18 protein-coding genes, 2 tRNA genes and 2 rRNA genes are annotated in these 19,643 nt (G+C 42.3%); 21 read left to right on the forward strand and 1 reads right to left on the reverse strand.

Translation table 11 applies throughout. From position 1 onward, the window contains the following. Positions 1-82 precede the first annotated feature (82 nt). The 15 genes from ACDZ29_RS10680 to rsmI all read left to right on the forward strand — a co-directional run bounded on the left by ACDZ29_RS10680 (position 83) and on the right by rsmI (position 11,447). Positions 83-159 (forward strand) — tRNA-Ile (locus tag ACDZ29_RS10680). 16 nt (positions 160-175) lie between these two features. Further along, positions 176-251, forward strand: a tRNA-Ala gene (locus ACDZ29_RS10685). A gap of 103 nt (positions 252-354) precedes the next feature. Continuing rightward, positions 355-3,287 (forward strand): 23S ribosomal RNA (locus ACDZ29_RS10690). A gap of 64 nt (positions 3,288-3,351) precedes the next feature. After that, positions 3,352-3,467 (forward strand): 5S ribosomal RNA (gene rrf / locus ACDZ29_RS10695). Between the two features lie 208 nt (positions 3,468-3,675). Continuing rightward, a complete protein-coding gene (locus ACDZ29_RS10700) occupies positions 3,676-3,894 on the forward strand; it encodes a sigma factor G inhibitor Gin (RefSeq protein WP_375090816.1) in 219 nt (72 codons plus the stop codon). A gap of 240 nt (positions 3,895-4,134) precedes the next feature. Next, positions 4,135-5,589, forward strand: coding sequence for an aminotransferase class I/II-fold pyridoxal phosphate-dependent enzyme (locus ACDZ29_RS10705; RefSeq protein WP_375090817.1), 1,455 nt, complete (start codon positions 4,135-4,137; stop codon positions 5,587-5,589). A gap of 39 nt (positions 5,590-5,628) precedes the next feature. Further along, positions 5,629-6,270: a dTMP kinase gene (gene tmk / locus ACDZ29_RS10710; protein WP_375090818.1), complete on the forward strand. Its 642-nt coding sequence runs from the start codon at positions 5,629-5,631 to the stop codon at positions 6,268-6,270. Positions 6,271-6,370: 100 nt separating this feature from the next. Then, entirely contained in the window at positions 6,371-6,700 is a 330-nt protein-coding gene (locus tag ACDZ29_RS10715) for a cyclic-di-AMP receptor (RefSeq protein ID WP_061440312.1), read from the forward strand. Positions 6,701-6,724: 24 nt separating this feature from the next. Continuing rightward, positions 6,725-7,165, forward strand: coding sequence for a YaaR family protein (locus ACDZ29_RS10720; protein ID WP_375090819.1), 441 nt, complete (start codon positions 6,725-6,727; stop codon positions 7,163-7,165). An 8-nt stretch (positions 7,166-7,173) separates the two neighbouring features. Further along, entirely contained in the window at positions 7,174-8,178 is a 1,005-nt protein-coding gene (gene holB / locus ACDZ29_RS10725; RefSeq protein WP_375090820.1) for a DNA polymerase III subunit delta', read from the forward strand. A 1-nt stretch (position 8,179) separates the two neighbouring features. Continuing rightward, entirely contained in the window at positions 8,180-9,010 is an 831-nt protein-coding gene (locus tag ACDZ29_RS10730) for a stage 0 sporulation family protein (RefSeq protein ID WP_289323280.1), read from the forward strand. 14 nt (positions 9,011-9,024) lie between these two features. Continuing rightward, positions 9,025-9,399, forward strand: coding sequence for a DNA replication initiation control protein YabA (gene yabA / locus ACDZ29_RS10735; RefSeq protein ID WP_289323281.1), 375 nt, complete (start codon positions 9,025-9,027; stop codon positions 9,397-9,399). A gap of 177 nt (positions 9,400-9,576) precedes the next feature. Continuing rightward, complete coding sequence (locus tag ACDZ29_RS10740) at positions 9,577-10,320, forward strand: tRNA1(Val) (adenine(37)-N6)-methyltransferase (RefSeq protein WP_289323282.1); 744 nt, start codon at positions 9,577-9,579, stop codon at positions 10,318-10,320. Beyond that, positions 10,307-10,567 carry a GIY-YIG nuclease family protein gene (locus ACDZ29_RS10745; RefSeq protein WP_289323283.1) on the forward strand — a complete coding sequence of 87 codons (261 nt, stop codon included), beginning with the start codon at positions 10,307-10,309 and terminating at the stop codon, positions 10,565-10,567. The genes ACDZ29_RS10740 and ACDZ29_RS10745 overlap by 14 nt, the downstream gene beginning before the upstream one ends. Position 10,568: 1 nt before the next feature. Further along, positions 10,569-11,447 carry a 16S rRNA (cytidine(1402)-2'-O)-methyltransferase gene (rsmI, locus tag ACDZ29_RS10750; RefSeq protein ID WP_375090821.1) on the forward strand — a complete coding sequence of 293 codons (879 nt, stop codon included), beginning with the start codon at positions 10,569-10,571 and terminating at the stop codon, positions 11,445-11,447. Positions 11,448-11,502: 55 nt separating this feature from the next. Here the strand turns inward: rsmI and ACDZ29_RS10755 are convergent, their stop codons facing one another. Continuing rightward, positions 11,503-11,787: an AbrB/MazE/SpoVT family DNA-binding domain-containing protein gene (locus ACDZ29_RS10755; protein ID WP_057915383.1), complete on the reverse strand. Its 285-nt coding sequence runs from the start codon at positions 11,785-11,787 to the stop codon at positions 11,503-11,505. 637 nt (positions 11,788-12,424) lie between these two features. Here ACDZ29_RS10755 and metG point away from each other — a divergent pair. The 6 genes from metG to yabG all read left to right on the forward strand — a co-directional run bounded on the left by metG (position 12,425) and on the right by yabG (position 19,562). Continuing rightward, the gene (gene metG / locus ACDZ29_RS10760) at positions 12,425-14,386 is read left to right on the forward strand and encodes a methionine--tRNA ligase (protein ID WP_375090822.1); all 1,962 of its coding nucleotides are present in this window, start codon (positions 12,425-12,427) and stop codon (positions 14,384-14,386) included. Between the two features lie 205 nt (positions 14,387-14,591). Beyond that, the gene (locus tag ACDZ29_RS10765) at positions 14,592-15,359 is read left to right on the forward strand and encodes a TatD family hydrolase (RefSeq protein WP_375090823.1); all 768 of its coding nucleotides are present in this window, start codon (positions 14,592-14,594) and stop codon (positions 15,357-15,359) included. A 239-nt stretch (positions 15,360-15,598) separates the two neighbouring features. Then, the gene (locus ACDZ29_RS10770; RefSeq protein WP_375090824.1) at positions 15,599-16,792 is read left to right on the forward strand and encodes a ubiquitin-like domain-containing protein; all 1,194 of its coding nucleotides are present in this window, start codon (positions 15,599-15,601) and stop codon (positions 16,790-16,792) included. A gap of 257 nt (positions 16,793-17,049) precedes the next feature. Further along, a complete protein-coding gene (gene rnmV, locus ACDZ29_RS10775; RefSeq protein ID WP_289323288.1) occupies positions 17,050-17,613 on the forward strand; it encodes a ribonuclease M5 in 564 nt (187 codons plus the stop codon). After that, positions 17,606-18,484, forward strand: coding sequence for a 16S rRNA (adenine(1518)-N(6)/adenine(1519)-N(6))-dimethyltransferase RsmA (rsmA, locus tag ACDZ29_RS10780; protein WP_289314099.1), 879 nt, complete (start codon positions 17,606-17,608; stop codon positions 18,482-18,484). Before rnmV ends, rsmA begins: the two co-directional genes overlap by 8 nt. Before the next feature lie 199 nt (positions 18,485-18,683). After that, complete coding sequence (yabG, locus tag ACDZ29_RS10785) at positions 18,684-19,562, forward strand: sporulation peptidase YabG (RefSeq protein ID WP_289314098.1); 879 nt, start codon at positions 18,684-18,686, stop codon at positions 19,560-19,562. Positions 19,563-19,643 lie beyond the last annotated feature (81 nt).

Genomic DNA, 19,643 nt, shown 5'->3' on the forward strand with positions numbered 1-19,643 from the left:
CAGTTTTGAATGAGTGATTCATTCAATTTAATAGTAATCCCGCGATAAGCTTGGGAAGCAGAAGCTTATTATTTATGTGAATGGGCCTATAGCTCAGCTGGTTAGAGCGCACGCCTGATAAGCGTGAGGTCGATGGTTCGAGTCCATTTAGGCCCACCATTCCATTTCCCAAAACGGGGCCTTAGCTCAGCTGGGAGAGCGCCTGCCTTGCACGCAGGAGGTCAGCGGTTCGATCCCGCTAGGCTCCACCAATGAATCAATCACGTTGTGATTGGGACAACTTGTTCCTTGAAAACTAGATAATAGATTGAAGGCAATTAATTTTTTTCAAAGCATCTGTAAGATCTTTTTAACGGTTAAGTTAGAAAGGGCGCACGGTGGATGCCTTGGCACTAGGAGCCGATGAAGGACGGGACTAACACCGATATGCTTCGGGGAGCTGTAAGTAAGCTTTGATCCGGAGATTTCCGAATGGGGAAACCCACTGTTCGTAATGGAACAGTATCTTTACCTGAATACATAGGGTACTGAAGGCAGACCCGGGGAACTGAAACATCTAAGTACCCGGAGGAAGAGAAAGCAAATGCGATTTCCTGAGTAGCGGCGAGCGAAACGGAATTAGCCCAAACCAAGAGGCTTGCCTCTTGGGGTTGTAGGACACTCAACATGGAGTTACAAAGGAACGGGGTAAATGAAGTGACCTGGAAAGGTCCGTCAAAGAAGGTAAAAACCCTGTAGTTGAAACTTCGTTCCCTCCTGAGTGGATCCTGAGTACGGCGGGACACGAGAAATCCCGTCGGAAGCAGGGAGGACCATCTCCCAAGGCTAAATACTCCCTAGTGACCGATAGTGAACCAGTACCGTGAGGGAAAGGTGAAAAGCACCCCGGAAGGGGAGTGAAATAGATCCTGAAACCGTGTGCCTACAAGTAGTCAAAGCCCGTTAATGGGTAATGGCGTGCCTTTTGTAGAATGAACCGGCGAGTTACGATTTCATGCGAGGTTAAGTTGATAAGACGGAGCCGCAGCGAAAGCGAGTCTGAATAGGGCGAATGAGTATGAGGTCGTAGACCCGAAACCAGGTGATCTACCCATGTCCAGGGTGAAGTTCAGGTAACACTGAATGGAGGCCCGAACCCACGCACGTTGAAAAGTGCGGGGATGAGGTGTGGGTAGCGGAGAAATTCCAATCGAACCTGGAGATAGCTGGTTCTCTCCGAAATAGCTTTAGGGCTAGCCTCAAGATGAGAGTATTGGAGGTAGAGCACTGATTGGACTAGGGGCCCCCAACGGGTTACCGAATTCAGTCAAACTCCGAATGCCAAATACTTATTCTTGGGAGTCAGACTGCGAGTGATAAGATCCGTAGTCGAAAGGGAAACAGCCCAGACCACCAGCTAAGGTCCCAAAGTATACGTTAAGTGGAAAAGGATGTGGAGTTGCTTAGACAACCAGGATGTTGGCTCAGAAGCAGCCACCATTTAAAGAGTGCGTAATAGCTCACTGGTCGAGTGACTCCGCGCCGAAAATGTACCGGGGCTAAACGTATCACCGAAGCTGTGGATTGACACCATTAGGTGTCGATGGTAGGAGAGCGTTCTAAGGGCGTTGAAGTCAGACCGGAAGGACTGGTGGAGCGCTTAGAAGTGAGAATGCCGGTATGAGTAGCGAAAGAAGGGTGAGAATCCCTTCCACCGAATGCCTAAGGTTTCCTGAGGAAGGCTCGTCCGCTCAGGGTTAGTCGGGACCTAAGCCGAGGCCGAAAGGCGTAGGCGATGGACAACAGGTTGATATTCCTGTACCACCTATACATCGTTTGAACGATGGGGGGACGCAGAAGGATAGGGTAAGCGCGCTGTTGGATATGCGCGTCCAAGCAGTTAGGCCGGAAACGAGGCAAATCCCGTTTCCATTAAGGCGGAGCTGTGATGGCGAGGGAAATATAGTACCGAAGTTCCTGATTCCACGCTGCCAAGAAAAGCCTCTAGTGAGATGTAAGGTGCCCGTACCGCAAACCGACACAGGTAGGCGAGGAGAGAATCCTAAGGTGTGCGAGAGAACTCTCGTTAAGGAACTCGGCAAAATGACCCCGTAACTTCGGGAGAAGGGGTGCTTTTTAGGGTGAATAGCCCGGAAAAGCCGCAGTGAATAGGCCCAGGCGACTGTTTAGCAAAAACACAGGTCTCTGCGAAGCCGCAAGGCGAAGTATAGGGGCTGACACCTGCCCGGTGCTGGAAGGTTAAGGGGAGAGGTTAGCGCAAGCGAAGCTTTGAACCGAAGCCCCAGTAAACGGCGGCCGTAACTATAACGGTCCTAAGGTAGCGAAATTCCTTGTCGGGTAAGTTCCGACCCGCACGAAAGGTGTAACGATCTGGGCACTGTCTCAACGAGAGACTCGGTGAAATTATAGTACCTGTGAAGATGCAGGTTACCCGCGACAGGACGGAAAGACCCCGTGGAGCTTTACTGCAGCCTGATATTGAATTTTGGTACAGCTTGTACAGGATAGGTAGGAGCCTGAGAAGCCGGAGCGCTAGCTTCGGTGGAGGCGTTGGTGGGATACTACCCTGGCTGTATTGAAATTCTAACCCGCGCCCCTTATCGGGGTGGGAGACAGTGTCAGGTGGGCAGTTTGACTGGGGCGGTCGCCTCCTAAAGAGTAACGGAGGCGCCCAAAGGTTCCCTCAGAATGGTTGGAAATCATTCGTAGAGTGTAAAGGCACAAGGGAGCTTGACTGCGAGACCTACAAGTCGAGCAGGGACGAAAGTCGGGCTTAGTGATCCGGTGGTTCCGCATGGAAGGGCCATCGCTCAACGGATAAAAGCTACCCCGGGGATAACAGGCTTATCTCCCCCAAGAGTCCACATCGACGGGGAGGTTTGGCACCTCGATGTCGGCTCATCGCATCCTGGGGCTGTAGTCGGTCCCAAGGGTTGGGCTGTTCGCCCATTAAAGCGGTACGCGAGCTGGGTTCAGAACGTCGTGAGACAGTTCGGTCCCTATCCGTCGCGGGCGCAGGAAATTTGAGAGGAGCTGTCCTTAGTACGAGAGGACCGGGATGGACGCACCGCTGGTGTACCAGTTGTCTTGCCAAAGGCATAGCTGGGTAGCTACGTGCGGACGGGATAAGTGCTGAAAGCATCTAAGCATGAAGCCCCCCTCAAGATGAGATTTCCCATGGCGCAAGCTAGTAAGATCCCTGAAAGATGATCAGGTTGATAGGTCAGAGGTGGAAGCGTGGCGACATGTGGAGCTGACTGATACTAATAGATCGAGGACTTAACCAACGCTTTTTAAAAAATGAAATACCTTCTTATTATCTAGTTTTGAAGGAACAACGTTCCTTTATTGTTTGGTGGCGATAGCGAAGAGGTCACACCCGTTCCCATTCCGAACACGGCAGTTAAGCTCTTCAGCGCCGATGGTAGTTGGGGGTTTCCCCCTGTGAGAGTAGGACGCCGCCAAGCCATTTCTAAGATCAGCCATCTGGCTGGTCTTTTTTTGCTTAATGAAAAGAAAAACCATTGGATATGAAGGGTTTATCAATTATGGAAACTTTTATAAAGACATACACGTAATGAAAATCTTCATCATACATTGTTAAAAGCATCCCGGGTTCTCTTAAACTATTTAAATTAATGTATGCGAACAATGGTTTTTGGGGAGAATGCAGGTATGGAGGTGGAGATGTTGGGAACAACAACAACCAAAACAAAGGCAGGGGAATCGTGCGTGGTTTGTGAACAAATAAAAGGGCTGGGAATACATCTATATACGACTTTTATTTGTGAGGAATGCGAAAGGGATATGATCGGGACGGATACGAACGATCCCAAGTACAAATATTACTTAAAGCAATTAAGAAAAATCACTAATCCTGAAATATTTTCATGAAAAAATAGTTTATGGAAAGTTGAAGAGTCAGAGAATAAAGAAATGGATTGTTTTCTTTATTCTCTGACTCTTTTTTTAGTACTTTAGAAGAATGCTTGGCAACAAGCTGCATGTTTCTGTAGGTTCCCTCTAAACAGACTGTTGGGAGATATATAATTGCCTTTCTGTCGAAGCAATATGAGATAAATTTGAACTTATTTGATAAAATGAAGGAATACTATGATTTGAGGGAAGAGATAAATGAATCAATCACAGACACCATTGTTCGATGCAATGAGTGCTTTTTATAAAAAAAGGCCAATATCCCTGCACGTCCCAGGACATAAAAATGGTTGGGTATTTAGTGAAAAGGGCCAAGCGCTGTATAACCCACTGCTTGGTATAGATGCCACGGAGCTAAGCGGTTTAGATGACCTGCATGCTCCAGAGGGAGCGATTTTAAAGTCCGAGCAACTACTCGCTGAATTATATGGAGTAAAGAGGAGTTATTTTCTGATTAACGGGTCAACCGTAGGTAACATAGCGATGATTCTTGCTACTTGCCGCGAAGGTGATAAGGTGCTTGTCCAAAGAAATTGCCATAAATCAATTTTACATGGATTAATGTTAGCGAATGTACAACCGATTTTTTTACAACCGGTTTTTTATGAGAAATGGGGCATAGCTGGCGGTGTAGGATCAAAATTAATTGAAAAAGCCTTGAGTGCCCATCCAGATGTAAAAGCCATCGTTGTAACCTATCCGAATTATTATGGTCTTGGTGAAGACTTGACGGAAATGGTTAGACTTGCACATCAAAAGGGAATCCCGGTGCTGGTGGACGAGGCACATGGCGCTCACTTTCAGTTAGGGAGTCCGTTTCCTAAAACAGCCATCTTGGCAGGGGCAGATGCCGTTGTCCATTCAGCGCATAAAACACTGCCGGCTATGACGATGGGGTCGTATCTTCATGTCAATTCATCCTTAGTTGATGTGGATCAAGTATCATTCTATTTACAAATGCTTCAGTCGAGTAGTCCATCCTACCCGATTATGGGATCGCTCGACTTAGCCAGGGCCTACTTAGCCGCTTTTACATCAGAAGATAAAAAATCCCTTATTAAAAAGATATCAGATTTCAGAGGGGAATTAGGTTCCCTTCAAACAGTAAGGGTGCTGGAGGCACCACTAGGTACTTCAGCAGACCCATTGAAAGTAGTCATTCAATCAACAAGTCGTTTAAGCGGGTTTGAGTTACAGCAGCTATGTGAAACAAAAGGCATTTTTACAGAATTAGCTGATCCTAATAATTTATTGATGATTTTACCCTTATTAACAATGAGTACCGATTTTCCTTTTCATGAAATCGTTCAAAATATAAAAAGTGCCACTAAAGACAGAACCGGAAACGGGGAAGCAGATCTTGGGGTTAGCTGGCCTGAAGGAAGGTCAATGACAGGTCTAGAAATGCCATATTCCGTTATGAAGCATAGTAAGTCGAGACCTGTTCTATTAAGGAAAGCAATAGGAAAGGTCTCAGCGGAGATGGTCATTCCTTATCCGCCGGGAATCCCTTTAATTATGTCCGGGGAAATGATTACTCCGGAGCATATAACCAATTTAAGGAGACTGCTTGAACTGGGATCAAGGTTTCATGGCGGTTCCTCCCTTTCAAACGGAGAGTTGATCGTTTATGAAAGCGGGCAGGCTGGTTAAAATGATATACTACAAACAAAGAACCTTGGAGGTACATCGATGAAACGCGGTATTTTTATAACAATGGAAGGGCCCGAGGGTGCTGGGAAAACAACAATTACCCAAATGCTTGGCAAGGCTCTGCAACAAGAAGGCTACCAAGTGCTATTAACGCGTGAGCCAGGAGGAGTCCCCATTTCAGAACAAATTAGGGAAGTGATCCTTAATAAGGATAATACAGCTATGGATTCGAGAACAGAGGCTTTATTATACGCAGCAGCTAGACGTCAGCATTTAGTGGAAGTGGTCATGCCGGAGTTGGAACGAGGGGGAATTGTCCTCTGTGATCGATTTATAGATAGTTCTCTAGCCTATCAGGGCCATGCAAGGGGCTTGGATATTGAAGAGGTTTATAATATCAATAAATTCGCAATTGGAGATATGATGCCGGATGCCACGTTCTTTTTTGATATCGACCCAGAAGAAGGATTGAGGCGTATCCAGTCCAATGGAGAACGGGAAGTGAACCGGCTGGATCTTGAAGCCCTGGATTTTCATAAAAAAGTTTGTGACGGGTATCAGTTAATTATAAATAGAGGGAAAGACCGTTTCATTATTGTGGATGCAGGCGGGACAATTGATGAAGTTTTTGAAGAAACGAAAGCAGGTTTGTTAGATTTTTTAGAAAAAGCTGGAAAATGAATATAGGTTTCCATATTATTCAACCGAATACTATTCCAGGCAAAGACTAGTTGCTATAATGGAGTTAGGAAAAATTCAGAGTAACCGGAGGATGATGAGAATGAAAATGATCATTGCTGTCGTTCAAGACAAGGATAGTCATCGCCTGCTGAATGAATTAGTGGAAAATAATTTCGGAACAACCAAGCTAGCCAGCACTGGCGGGTTTTTAAAATCAGGTAATACGACCTTTATGATTGGCACCGAGGATGAACGTGTTGATCAAGCCATCCAGATCATCAAACAGAATTGTCAGTCACGATCCCAGTTAGTATCACCGGTTTCACCGATGGGCGGGAATGCCGAGTCCTATGTACCTTATCCAGTGGAGATTCAAGTAGGCGGTGCGACCATTTTTGTTCTGCCGGTCGAAAACTTTTTACAATTTTAACGGTTAGTTGCAGGGAGGTTCATTATGAAAATCAACCATGATATCCCTATTAAGCTTGATAAATCCCGACAGGATGCCAAACAGTTTCAAACCGGAAATGGGAGATTTCAGCAAATGGTCCAAACACAGGATCAAAAGATGCAAATCCAAACATTAAACCGTTTGATAAGCGATATTGAAGGTGCGGGCCAGCGTTTGGTAAGGTCACGTACTTTTAGGGAATTGGCAAAATATAAAGCATTGGTGAAACGGTTTGTAAAAGAAGCTGTTGAATATGGACTGGAACTGAAGCAATCCACGAGCTGGAACCAATTTGGACAGAGCCGGCCGTTGAAAACCGTGGAAACGATAGATGCAAGACTAGTTCAGTTAAGCGAGGAAATTCTTAATAAAGAAAAAAGCTCGCTTGAAATATTGGAAATGATAGGTGAAATTAAAGGGCTTCTGATTAATTTATATACTTAAGTGAGTTGATGGTTTTGGATAAAACATGGCAGGACATGAGTAAAATTCAGCCGCAGGTAATGACGATGCTGCAAAATAGCATAACGAAGAACAGAGTGGCTCATGCGTATTTATTTGAAGGGGAAAAAGGTACAGGTAAGCAAGATATAAGCAAGACCTTTGCCAAAAGCTTACTATGTGAAGCCCCGACAGCAGGTTATAAGCCATGCGAACTTTGCCGGAATTGCAAACGGATTTCAAGCGGGAATCATCCGGATGTCCATTTGATTGAGAGAGACGGTCTCTCGATAAAGAAAGAACAAATTAAGGGGCTCCAAGAAGAATTTTCGAAAAAAAGCGTAGAGGCCGATCGAAAGGTTTATATGATTGCCGATGCAGACAAAATGTCGGTGGGGGCCGCCAACAGTCTATTGAAATTTTTAGAAGAACCTTCGGCCGATACCGTTGCCATATTGATGACTGAACAGATTCAGAGGATTCTACCGACCATATTATCAAGATGCCAAGTGATTTCATTCAAGCCATTATCCCCGGAGAATGTGAAACGGAAGCTGATGGAACATGATTTAGAACCACAGCTTGCCTCGGTAATCTCGCATATAACACAGAATGTGGAAGCCGGAATCGAGCTTAGCCATGATGAATGGTTTGTACAAGCTCAAAAAATAGTGGTAAAATTATATGAAGTGTTAAAACTTAATTCCTTGAAGGCATTGTTGTACCTTCAGACGGATTGGTTTGCACACTTTAAAGAAAGAGAACAGGTTGACAGAGGTCTTGATTTGTTACTTCTTATATATAAGGATTTATTATACATTCAGTTGGACAAAAAGGACTTCGTTGTTTTCCAAAATAAACTGAAGGAATTTGAAACTCACGCTCTTCATCTTTCCCCAAGACGCCTTGCTGAACATATGGGTTGTATTTTGGAAGCAAAAAGGAAGCTGATGTCCAACACGAATCCACAGCTGTTGATGGAACAGCTTGTGCTGAATTTGCAGGAGGGATCATGATTTGTATGATGTTGTAGGTGTCCGTTTTAAAAAGGCGGGCAAAATATACTACTTTGATCCGGGCGAATTCGCTATTCCTAAGGACGATTTTGTAATAGTGGAGACTGTCCGCGGTGTTGAATTCGGTAAAGTTGTTACAGCCCGTAAACAAGTAGATGAAAACGATGTTGTCCTGCCATTGAAAAAAGTGCTTCGGGTCGCTGATGCAAAAGATAAGATTATAGTTGACGAGAACAAGGCGGCTGCAGAAGAGGCTTACTCTATATGTTGTCAAAAGGTTGTTGAGCATAAGCTGGATATGAAGCTGGTTGATGTGTCATATACTTTCGACAGAAATAAAGTCGTGTTTTATTTTACAGCGGATGGTCGCGTGGATTTCCGTGATTTAGTCAAAGATTTAGCTGCCATATTCAGAACTCGTATAGAACTGCGCCAAATTGGGGTCAGGGATGAGGCAAAGATGCTTGGTGGCATCGGGCCTTGTGGCAGAATGCTTTGTTGCTCCACATTTCTTGGTGATTTTGAACCGGTTTCCATCAAAATGGCGAAGGATCAGAATTTATCACTAAACCCTACAAAAATCTCAGGATTATGCGGTCGATTGATGTGCTGTCTGAAATATGAAAATGATGAGTATGAAAGTGCGAAGGAAATGCTTCCTGATTTAGGTGAAATGATTAATACGCCTGGTGGCAAAGGCAAGGTAGTGGGGCTTAATATTCTAGAACGCGTACTTCAGATTGAACTAATCGAGCAGGAAAGAGTATTAGAGTATACTCTAGATGAGATTCTAAAAGAGGGAGCCGTTTCTATTCAAGCCACAGATTATTAAGGTGGTGGGAGAGCGTGGATAAGAAAGATATTTTTGAGTCGGTGACCAATATGGAAACCCAGATAGGCCAATTATATAAGCAGCTTGGAGAATTGAAGCAGAACTTAGCTGAAATACTAGAGGAAAACCAGTCGCTCAAGCTGGAGAACGAGCACTTGCGCCAACGGTTAGGCCTTGTGGAAGTAGAAAGCGCGCCTGCTGCAGTAAAGGTTAAACAAAAAGTGAAAAACCGTACTGCTAGTGCGGACAAGGTTATGGATATCGGGGAAGGCTATGATAATTTAGCCCGTATCTATCAAGAAGGCTTTCATATTTGCAATCTGCATTTCGGCAGTTTGCGAAAAGAAGGGGATTGCCTGTTCTGTTTATCTTTTTTAAACAAGAAGTGATAATGGAATAATATAAAAGATGTTCCATCTCTTTTACGTGATAGTGGACCGTTTACAATATATAGTGATTCGGGGTCTGACGCATACTATGAGTCAGGCCCCTTTTTGTTCGATATGAATGTCGTAGCATGGACCCTAAACATGCTTTTTCGCTACATAATTAGGAGGGTAACAGCAATGGTAGAACTTAAAGGAGATGAACGCCTGGATTATCTATTGGCTGAGAATTTAAGGATCATCCAGAGCCCATCGGTTTTCTCTTTTTCATTAGATGCGGTTTTATTATCAAGGTTCGTAAATGTCCCGATTCAAAAGGGGAAAATCGTAGATCTTTGCTCAGGGAATGGGGTCATACCTTTGCTGCTGAGTACAAGAACTAAGGGGGAAATTACGGGTGTGGAGATTCAAGAGCGGTTATATGACATGGCCCAGAGGAGCATGGACTATAATGGCGTATCCTCCCGGATCGAGATGATTCATGGGGATATAAAAGAGATTCCAAAACAGATAGGGTATAGCAAATATGACGTTGTTACTTGCAATCCACCCTATTTCCCGACGCCATCTATCGAGGAAATAAATAAAAATGAGCATTTTGCAATTGCCCGACATGAAATAATGTGTAATCTTGAGGACGTCATACGTGTTTCAAGTCAGTTGCTGCGTCAAGGTGGGAAAGCAGCATTCGTTCATAGACCGGGCCGTCTTATGGATATCCTCCATTTAATGAGGATGTACAGAATTGAACCGAAGCGGCTGCAGTTTGTTTATCCAAAAAGTTCAAAGGAAGCGAATACGATTCTTATTGAAGGGATAAAGGACGGTAACCCCGATTTGAAGATTCTTCCTCCGCTCGTTGTGTATAATGATCAAAATGATTATAATCCGGAAATCAGAAGGATTTTATATGGAGAGGAATAAGCATTATTTTTATGTTTTAAAATGCAGGGACGGCAGCTATTATGCTGGGTATACAAATAATCTGGATCGCAGGATTGATGCTCATAATCAAGGCAGGGGGGCAAAGTATACGCGAGGGCGGACCCCGGTTGAATTGATTTACCATGAAATTTTTGAAACACAGACAATGGCCATGCAGGCTGAATACCAGTTTAAGCAATTAACAAGAAAACAAAAGCAAAAGTGGATGGCAAAGGAGGATACATGATATGTGGCAGCAAAAGAGTTTTGAAAAAGAAGGGTTGGAGCCAGCTCTTTATCTGGTTCCTACACCGATAGGAAACCTTGAGGATATGAGCTTTCGGGCTCTAAGAATCTTAAAGGAAGCTGATGTCATTGCTGCTGAGGACACGCGAAATACGAAGAAATTATGTAACTACTTTGAAATTTCGACACCTATCGTCAGCTACCATGAACATAATAAGGAATATAGCGGGAAGCAGATGCTTGAGAGGCTTCGAGCAGGAGAGGTCATCGCATTGGTAAGTGATGCTGGATTGCCGACGATATCCGACCCGGGATATGAACTGGTCAAAGATGCCATTGCCGAAAAGTTTAAAGTCATACCGTTGCCGGGGGCCAATGCTGCATTAACTGCATTGATTGCATCTGGACTCATTCCGCAGCCTTTTTACTTTTATGGCTTTTTACAACGGGGAGCAAAAGAAAAAAAGCAGGAGCTGGAAAAATTAAAAAAAATGGAAACGACTTGGATCGTTTATGAATCGCCACATCGATTGAAAGAAACGTTGAAACATATGCATGAAATTTTAGGTGACCGCCGTATAGTTTTATGCCGCGAATTAACTAAGAAATTTGAAGAGTTCATTCGGGGGACGATGAGTGAAGCGTTGACTTGGGCAATGGAATCCGAGATTCGCGGTGAGTTCTGTTTAATAATAGAAGGTGGGCAATGGTCGGATGATGAACCTGAAGAAGCTTGGTGGATGGCCCTTGATATAGTCGGTCATGTTAATCATTATATGGAAGCCAAGCAGTTCACTTCCAAGGACGCAATCAAGCAGGTCGCAAAAGACCGCAATATACAAAAACGCGATGTATATCAAGCGTATCACATTGATATATAATGATAAATAAGCATAAAAAAACTTCCGAAGATCGGAAGTTTTTTATTTATATCAATTATTTAGAAGTAGTGAAGTTTTGTTGAATTTCTTGGATAAGTAATTCTGCACCTTCACGACTAAGAATCAATTTACCATTAGCAAGTGTAAGGTTGTTATCGGAAACTTCACCTGTAACTTGGCAAGTCATGTTTGGTTTGTATTTTTTCAGGATGATGCGCTCGTCATCAACATAGATTTCAAGAGCGTCTTTCTCAGCGATACCCAATGTACGACGAAGTTCGATTGGAATTACCACCCGGCCTAACTCATCAACTTTACGAACAATACCTGTAGATTTCATTTTTAAAAATTCTCCTCTCAGTTACAATCTAGTACCCTATTTCTATTTTTTTCGCCAATATTCGACAAATTTTTTTATAAATTTATAATACCAGCCATTCCCAAATTCGTCAATGATTTATTTTCATTTTTTTGTAAGAAATAGTGTGGCTGCATTCCGCTGAAACAAACGGCTTTAATGAGAAAAAACTGGTTATGTCTTTATAATTCAAGAAATGATAGGCTACAAAGAACTACTCACTTCATCACAATTCGACAAAGTGTGCATATAAGAACATACCTCTCCTCTTTTATTATATGATTAATTACAATTTAGTTTCAAAACAAAAGTTCTGAATTAAGGATAATTTTCCGAAAAAGTTCGAATATGTGAGTTGTTGCACAAAAAAAGAATTTTAGGTATATTTTGTTGAGGTAAGAGGTAATGCTGAAATAAGGGAATTTTACATCATGATCGCTTAGTTTAAAATGACATTTACTTATAATATTTTCTATTCTATTAACATCATGATTTGATTAGTGATTATTGTCGCGTAGAATGGTATATAGCGTTAAAATAGAGATAATAGCTTAAATATAGTCTAATGGCTTTGGCCTAGACCCAAAGCCGGTTTTCCAAAAGATGAGGAGGGAACGAAGTGCAAGATAAATTAAAAACATTCTATATCACGACACCCATATATTATCCGAGTGGTAATTTACATATAGGGCACGCGTATACGACAGTGGCAGGGGATGCCATGGCTCGTTATAAAAGGATGCGTGGCTTTGATGTCATGTATTTAACAGGCACTGATGAACATGGTCAAAAAATTCAGCGTAAAGCGGCTGAAGAAGGAATCACTCCACAGCAATATGTAGATAATATCGTATCAGGGATTAAAGAGCTCTGGGAAAAGCTTGATATATCTTATGATGATTTCATTAGGACGACGGAAGATCGCCATAAAGAGGTTGTAGCCAAGATCTTCAAAAGGCTTTTGGACCAGGGTGATATATACTTGGACCAATATGAAGGGTTATATTGTACACCTTGTGAATCTTTCTTCACGGAACGTCAGGTTGAAGAAAGCAATGGTAACTGTCCAGATTGCGGCAGACCAGTTGAAAAGGTGAAAGAAGAGTCTTATTTCTTCAAGATGAGTAAATATGCGGACCGATTACTGAAGTTTTACGAGGAAAATCCTGATTTCATTCAACCGGAATCCCGAAAAAACGAAATGATCAATAACTTCATCAAACCTGGATTGGAAGATCTGGCCGTTTCACGTACTACTTTCGATTGGGGCATCAAGGTACCTGGAGATCCAAAGCATGTTATTTATGTATGGATTGATGCATTGACCAATTACATAACGGCATTAGGGTATGGAACTGATAATGATTCTAAATACTTGAATTATTGGCCTGCCGATGTACATCTGGTCGGAAAGGAAATTGTTCGTTTCCATACAATCTATTGGCCGATTATGTTAATGGCTCTGGACATACCACTTCCAAAGAAAGTCTTTGCCCACGGCTGGCTTCTCATGAAAGATGGTAAAATGTCCAAATCAAAAGGGAATGTAGTGGATCCCGTTACATTGATTGATCGATACGGTTTGGATTCTTTACGTTACTACTTATTGCGTGAAGTCCCATTTGGTTCTGATGGTGTATTTACACCGGAAGGCTTTGTGGAACGGATCAACTTTGACCTGGCAAATGATTTAGGTAATTTATTAAATCGGACAGTAGCAATGGTCAATAAATATTTTGATGGTGTGATTCCAAGTTACGAAGGATCCAATGGCGAATTTGAAAAGGCTTTGCTTGAAATGAACCAAGATACGGTAGGCAAGTATGAGGAAGCCATGGAAAACATGGAATTTTCAGTTGCACTAACATCCATTTGGCAACTCGTGAGCAGAACTAACAAATTCATTGACGAAACCCAGCCTTGGACTCTTGCTAAAGATGAATCAAGGAAGGAAGACCTTGCTAGTGTCATGGTTCATTTGGCGGAATCATTACGCAGGACGGCCATTCTTTTGAAACCTTTCTTGACGCAAACACCGGAAAAAATATTTGCTCAACTTAACATCACGGATAGTGTTTTAAAATCCTGGGACAGTTTAGCGGAGTTCGGTCAAATTCCTGCTGAAACAAAAGTTTTGAAGGGCGACCCGATTTTCCCTCGTTTGGATATGGAAGAGGAAGTTTCATATATAAAAGAACAAATGCAGGGTGGAGCCCCTAAGGCCGAGGAAAAAGTGGTGGAGACGATTCCAGAGGTTGATGAAATCACTATTGATGACTTTACAAAAGTGGAACTTCGTGTTGCCCAGGTCTTGGAAGTCGAACCGGTAAAGAAAGCGGATAAGCTTCTTAAACTGCAGCTTGATTTAGGTTATGAGAAACGGCAAGTCGTATCAGGCATTGCACAGCACTATAAACCTGAAGATTTAGTAGGCAAAAAAGTGATATGCGTAACTAATTTGAAACCTGTTAAACTTCGTGGCGAGCTCTCTCAAGGAATGATTTTGGCGGGCAGCCAGGATGGTGTGCTCTCAGTCGCTACAATAGATTCATCGATTCCAAATGGTTCAAAGGTGAAATAAACCCTCGAAAACATAAAGGTGTTTCATATGAAACATTTTTATGTTTTTTTCTTTATGCTTTTGGAAACAGTAAATTATAAAGGTTTTATTAGTTCTATATTTACTTGTTGGGCATATAGGCTCCTTTGTAATCTTTTTGTTACCTAAATGTGAAACATAAAACTTTCATTTTTTAATAAAATAGTGCTAGAAAGGAAGAAAAATAATGCTATTTGATACACACGTACATGTTAATGCGGAACAATTCAACGAGGATCTAGAGGACGTCATAGAAAGAGCTAAGGAAGCAGGAGTGAACAATATGGTAGTCGTTGGTTTTGACCGGCCTACTATTATTAGGGCAATGGAATTAATAGAAGCTTATGATTTCATGTATGCCGCAGTCGGATGGCATCCTGTTGATGCCATCGATATGACCGGGGAGGACTTACTATGGATCGAGGAATTATCCAATCATCCAAAGGTTGTGGCTATAGGTGAGATGGGACTCGATTATCATTGGGATAAATCACCGAAAGATGTTCAAATGGAGGTGTTCAGGAAGCAAATCCGTTTGGCGAAAAAAGTGGGTCTGCCCATTATCATCCATAATCGGGAAGCGACTGCGGATATCGTGAAGATATTAAAGGAAGAAGAGGCCTCAGAGGTAGGAGGAATCATGCATTGCTTTAGCGGAAGTGCAGAAACTGCCTTGGAATGCATTAATATGAATTTTTATATTTCATTGGGCGGCCCTGTGACCTTCAAGAATGCAAAAAAACCAAAAGAGGTGGCAGCAGCCGTACCTTTAGACCGTTTACTGATTGAAACCGATTGTCCATATTTGGCTCCCCATCCTTATAGAGGGAAGCGTAATGAACCTTCGTATGTGAAGTTTGTTGCTGAACAAATCGCAGAAATCAAACAGCTCACAATAGAGGAAGTTTCCAAGGCAACAACGGAAAATGCCAAGAAATTATTCGGCATTAACTGACAGTTTTTTTTACAATATCTCCCGGGATTCGCTAGCTAAAATCGCATTTTTTTAGGATTCTACAAATCTCACTCCAATTATAGGCTTATTATGTCGAGAATTCGCCCTTTCCTTTTTAATGTGGAATATGCATAATAGGTATTAATTTCCTTAATGAGAAGTGAATGGGTTGACAGCTTGATAACTATGTCTATATAATCACCGGGAGGAAGGAGGAGTTTTTCATTCTATTAAAAACTATGAAAAACCTTATTCCCAAACCTTTTGGGAAGAAGAGAATGGCAATTGCCATATGCAGTGCGATTCTTGTTTCTACAGCATTGGGAATACTTATCTATCAAGGAACAAAGCATACAGTCACAATTATGCTAGATGGAAAAAAAGAGGTAGTGCGGACACACGCGGCTACTGTAAATGATATGTTGAAAGATTTAGAGATTACCGTTCAAGCAGCAGACTATGTCCACCCATCAAGAAACACAGAGGTTGATGGTGATTTAGAGGTGGTTTGGAAGCCTGCACAAAAAATCGTCATGGTACAAGACGGTAAACCAAAGGAAGTTTGGTCCACTGCCGATACGGTAAACGAACTTTTAAAAGAACAAGATCTTAGGGTGAAGGAACATGATAAGATCACGCCTTCAAAAAATACGAAGCTGAAAGCGGATATGGAAGTTGCCATAGACAAAGCCTTTTCACTGAAATTAGTTGTAGGTGGGGAAGAAAAGCAGGTATGGTCAACTTCGACTACTGTCGCTGACTTTTTAAAGCAACAAGGAGTAAAGCTCAATGATTTGGACCGAGTTGAGCCAGAATTAGCCGAAAAAGTTGAAGCTGAGAATACGGTAAACGTAATTCGAATTGAAAAAGTCACCGATGTAGTGGAAGAACCAGTTGACTTTGCTGTCATAACTAAAAAAGATGACTCTTTATCAAAAGGGAAAGAGAAAGTTGTCAAAGCAGGAAAAGACGGACTTATTTCCAAAAAATATGAAGTTATTAAAGAAAATGGCAAAGAGGTCAAAAGAGAATTACTATCAGAAAAAGTAGTTAATAAAAAGCAGGATAAAGTTGTCACGGTTGGAACTCAAACGACGGTTGCCCAGGCATCACGCGGAGTAACTAACGTTAGTTCTTCAAGTGGAAAAGAAATATACGTATCATCAACGGCTTATACTGCCAGTTGTAAGGGCTGTTCCGGTGTCACGTCTACAGGCGTGGATCTAAAAAGTAATCCGGGGGCGAAAATCATAGCTGTCGATCCAAGTGTGATTCCTATGGGATCGAAAGTATATGTAGAGGGCTATGGCTATGCAGTGGCTGCTGACAAAGGCGGAGCAATAAAGGGAAATAGGATTGATGTCTTCTTTTCCTCAAAAGATGATGCCTATCGCTGGGGTGTAAAGAAAGTTAAGATTCGCGTATTGAACTAATAAGGTTTCTCTCGCAGGAGATGAATTCGTCTCCTGTTTTTTGACGTTTTATTTTCCATTTGTTGAAAAACCCTATATAAAACTGTTTTAATAAGATAGACGTCTCAATATTCCATAAGATTTCATAATCGTTTAAACTTTCATAAATGATGTTGACTGGTTTCATTCCTATGAAAATGGGTGGGTGTCTTACGGGGACCAGTTACGTTTATAAAGAGCCAATCAAAGCGCTTGCGCTTTTCTGTATGGAGGAAAACATGAAAAAGATTAAAGAAATTATTGTTGTAGAAGGTAAAGACGATACGGTAGCGATAAAAAGGGCTGTTAATGCTGATACAATAGAAACGAACGGTTCCGCGGTGAATGATTCCTGTATTGAGCAGGTGAGGCTTGCACAAAAGACACGTGGAGCCATCATTTTCACAGACCCTGATTTTCCTGGTCAAAAAATCAGGAATGCAATTTCAGAACAAGTAAAAGGCTGCAAACACGCCTTTTTAACGAAGAAGGAAGCCCTTCCTAAGTCAGGTAGAGGGATAGGAGTTGAACATGCTTCTCCTGAGGCAATTCGTAATGCTTTAAAGGATGCCCAACTAATGGATGAAGAGGCTTCAGAAGAGATTTCACAGCAGGATTTAATAGATGCAGGTTTAATTGGAGGATCCGGTGCCAAGGAACGAAGGGAAAAACTTGGATCCATTTTGAAAATCGGGTTTACCAATGGTAAACAGTTATATAAGAGACTAAAAATGTTCCAAATATCAACTGAGGCTTTTGCTGAAGCGATGGTACAGATAAATCAGGAGGAAAAAAATGAATAAGGATATTGCAACCCCTGTCAGAACGAAAGATATATTAAAGAAGTACGGATTCTCTTTTAAAAAGAGCTTAGGTCAAAACTTTTTAATCGATACGAATATCTTGAAACGTATTGTCGAACATGCAAATTTGACAGAGGAAAGCGGTGCCATTGAAATTGGGCCGGGGATCGGCGCGCTGACGGAACAATTAGCGAAAAGTAGCAAAAAGGTTACGGCCTTTGAGATTGATCAGCGACTACTGCCCATCTTATCGGATACACTGTCTCCTTATAACAATGTAAACATCATTCATGGCGATGTTCTAAAAGCTGATGTTAAGAAGGTCATCGAGGAAGAATTTGCTGGCTTCTCGGACCTGATGGTTGTTGCAAACCTGCCTTACTATGTCACGACGCCCATCATTTTAAAGCTATTGTCCGAGGATCTGCCCATTAGAGGCATCGTGTGCATGCTGCAAAAGGAAGTGGCTGATCGAATTGCCGCTAAACCTGGGACAAAGGAATACGGTTCTTTATCCATTGCCATTCAATATTATACCGAAGCTGAAACAGTGATGATCGTACCCAAAACGGTATTCATGCCTCAACCTAATGTTGATTCAGCTGTAATCCGCCTTACTAGGCGGGTTAAGCCAATCGTCGAGGTCCTGGATGAGGATTTCCTCTTCATTGTGACCCGGGCGAGTTTTGCGCAGCGTCGGAAAACGATTTTAAACAACTTAACCAGTCAGCTGCCAGATGGTAAATCGAAAAAAGAACTCATACTTGCTGCTCTCGAAGCCGCGGAAGTGGATCCTTCCAGACGTGGTGAAACACTGAGCATCAAAGAATTTGGACGCTTGAGTGATGCGTTATTGCCAAATTTTAAATAAAGGATATGAGAAAATTCAAAGTCGGAACGGGGTCACTCCCAGCTTCCGGCTTTTTTATTTTTAAATTGGCCTACCATGAATGGAACGTAACCAAAATGTAGTTAATCCCACCTTTCACCATTCAAGAATCGTTCGCATAACTTAAGAATGAAAATAAACTGAGGCGGGCTGAAAATAAGTCTTCTCATGGGGTGGGGCCATGAATATTCAAATAAACGATATTGTTGGTCGGGTTTCTTATAAATGTGACGTGTTGTTCCGGGTAATCGATATCCATGATATTGACGGAAGACGGCAAGCTGTTCTTTATGGGGAAGATATCCGATTGATTGCAGATGCACCTTTTCAAGATTTAATAATCATAAATGATAATGAAAGACATGATCGGCAAAGGTCGAATGAGGTACTTCAAGAACAATCTTACCGCTTATTAACACAAGATTTAGAGTTACAACAACAAAAAAACGGCTATCAATCCAGTAATGGATATCGTTATAGCGGTGAATATTTTCAGATACCAGGCAGGGTCCTCCATGTTGATGGGGATGCATCATACTTAAGGAAATGCATGGATCTATATCAGAAATTCGGTATTCCGGTCAATGGTATCTATTGCAATGAAAAGGAAATGCCCCAAAGAATCGGGGGGTTATTGGATCACTATCGGCCGGATATCCTTGTTGTCACCGGTCATGATGCCTATTCAAAATCAAAAGGACCAATGTCCGATATCAACGCCTACCGTCACTCAAAGGATTTTGTACAGACAGTAAGAGAAGCGAGAAGGAAGGTTTCTCATTTAGACCAACTGATTATATTTGCCGGAGCTTGTCAATCGCATTTTGAATCGCTAATACAAGCGGGGGCAAACTTTGCAAGTTCCCCTTCCCGTGTTAATATACATGCTCTTGATCCAGTGTATATTGTCGGAAAGATAAGCTTTACGCCTTTTTCTGAGCATATTCATGTATGGGATGTCCTTCGGAATACATTAACGGGAGAGAAGGGGTTAGGGGGAATTGAGACAAAAGGAGTGCTCCGGACCGGGTTGCCTTTCAAGCCATTTCAGGAAGAATGAACGAGCTGCATTTTGAAAGAATGCAGCTTGCTTTCATCGTGTCAGAATTCGGATATTATCACAAAATACCAGGGTTTTTGT

The sequence above is a fragment of the Peribacillus sp. RS7 genome (genome assembly GCF_041956845.1).
In the GTDB taxonomy this organism is placed as follows: domain Bacteria; phylum Bacillota; class Bacilli; order Bacillales; family DSM-1321; genus Peribacillus.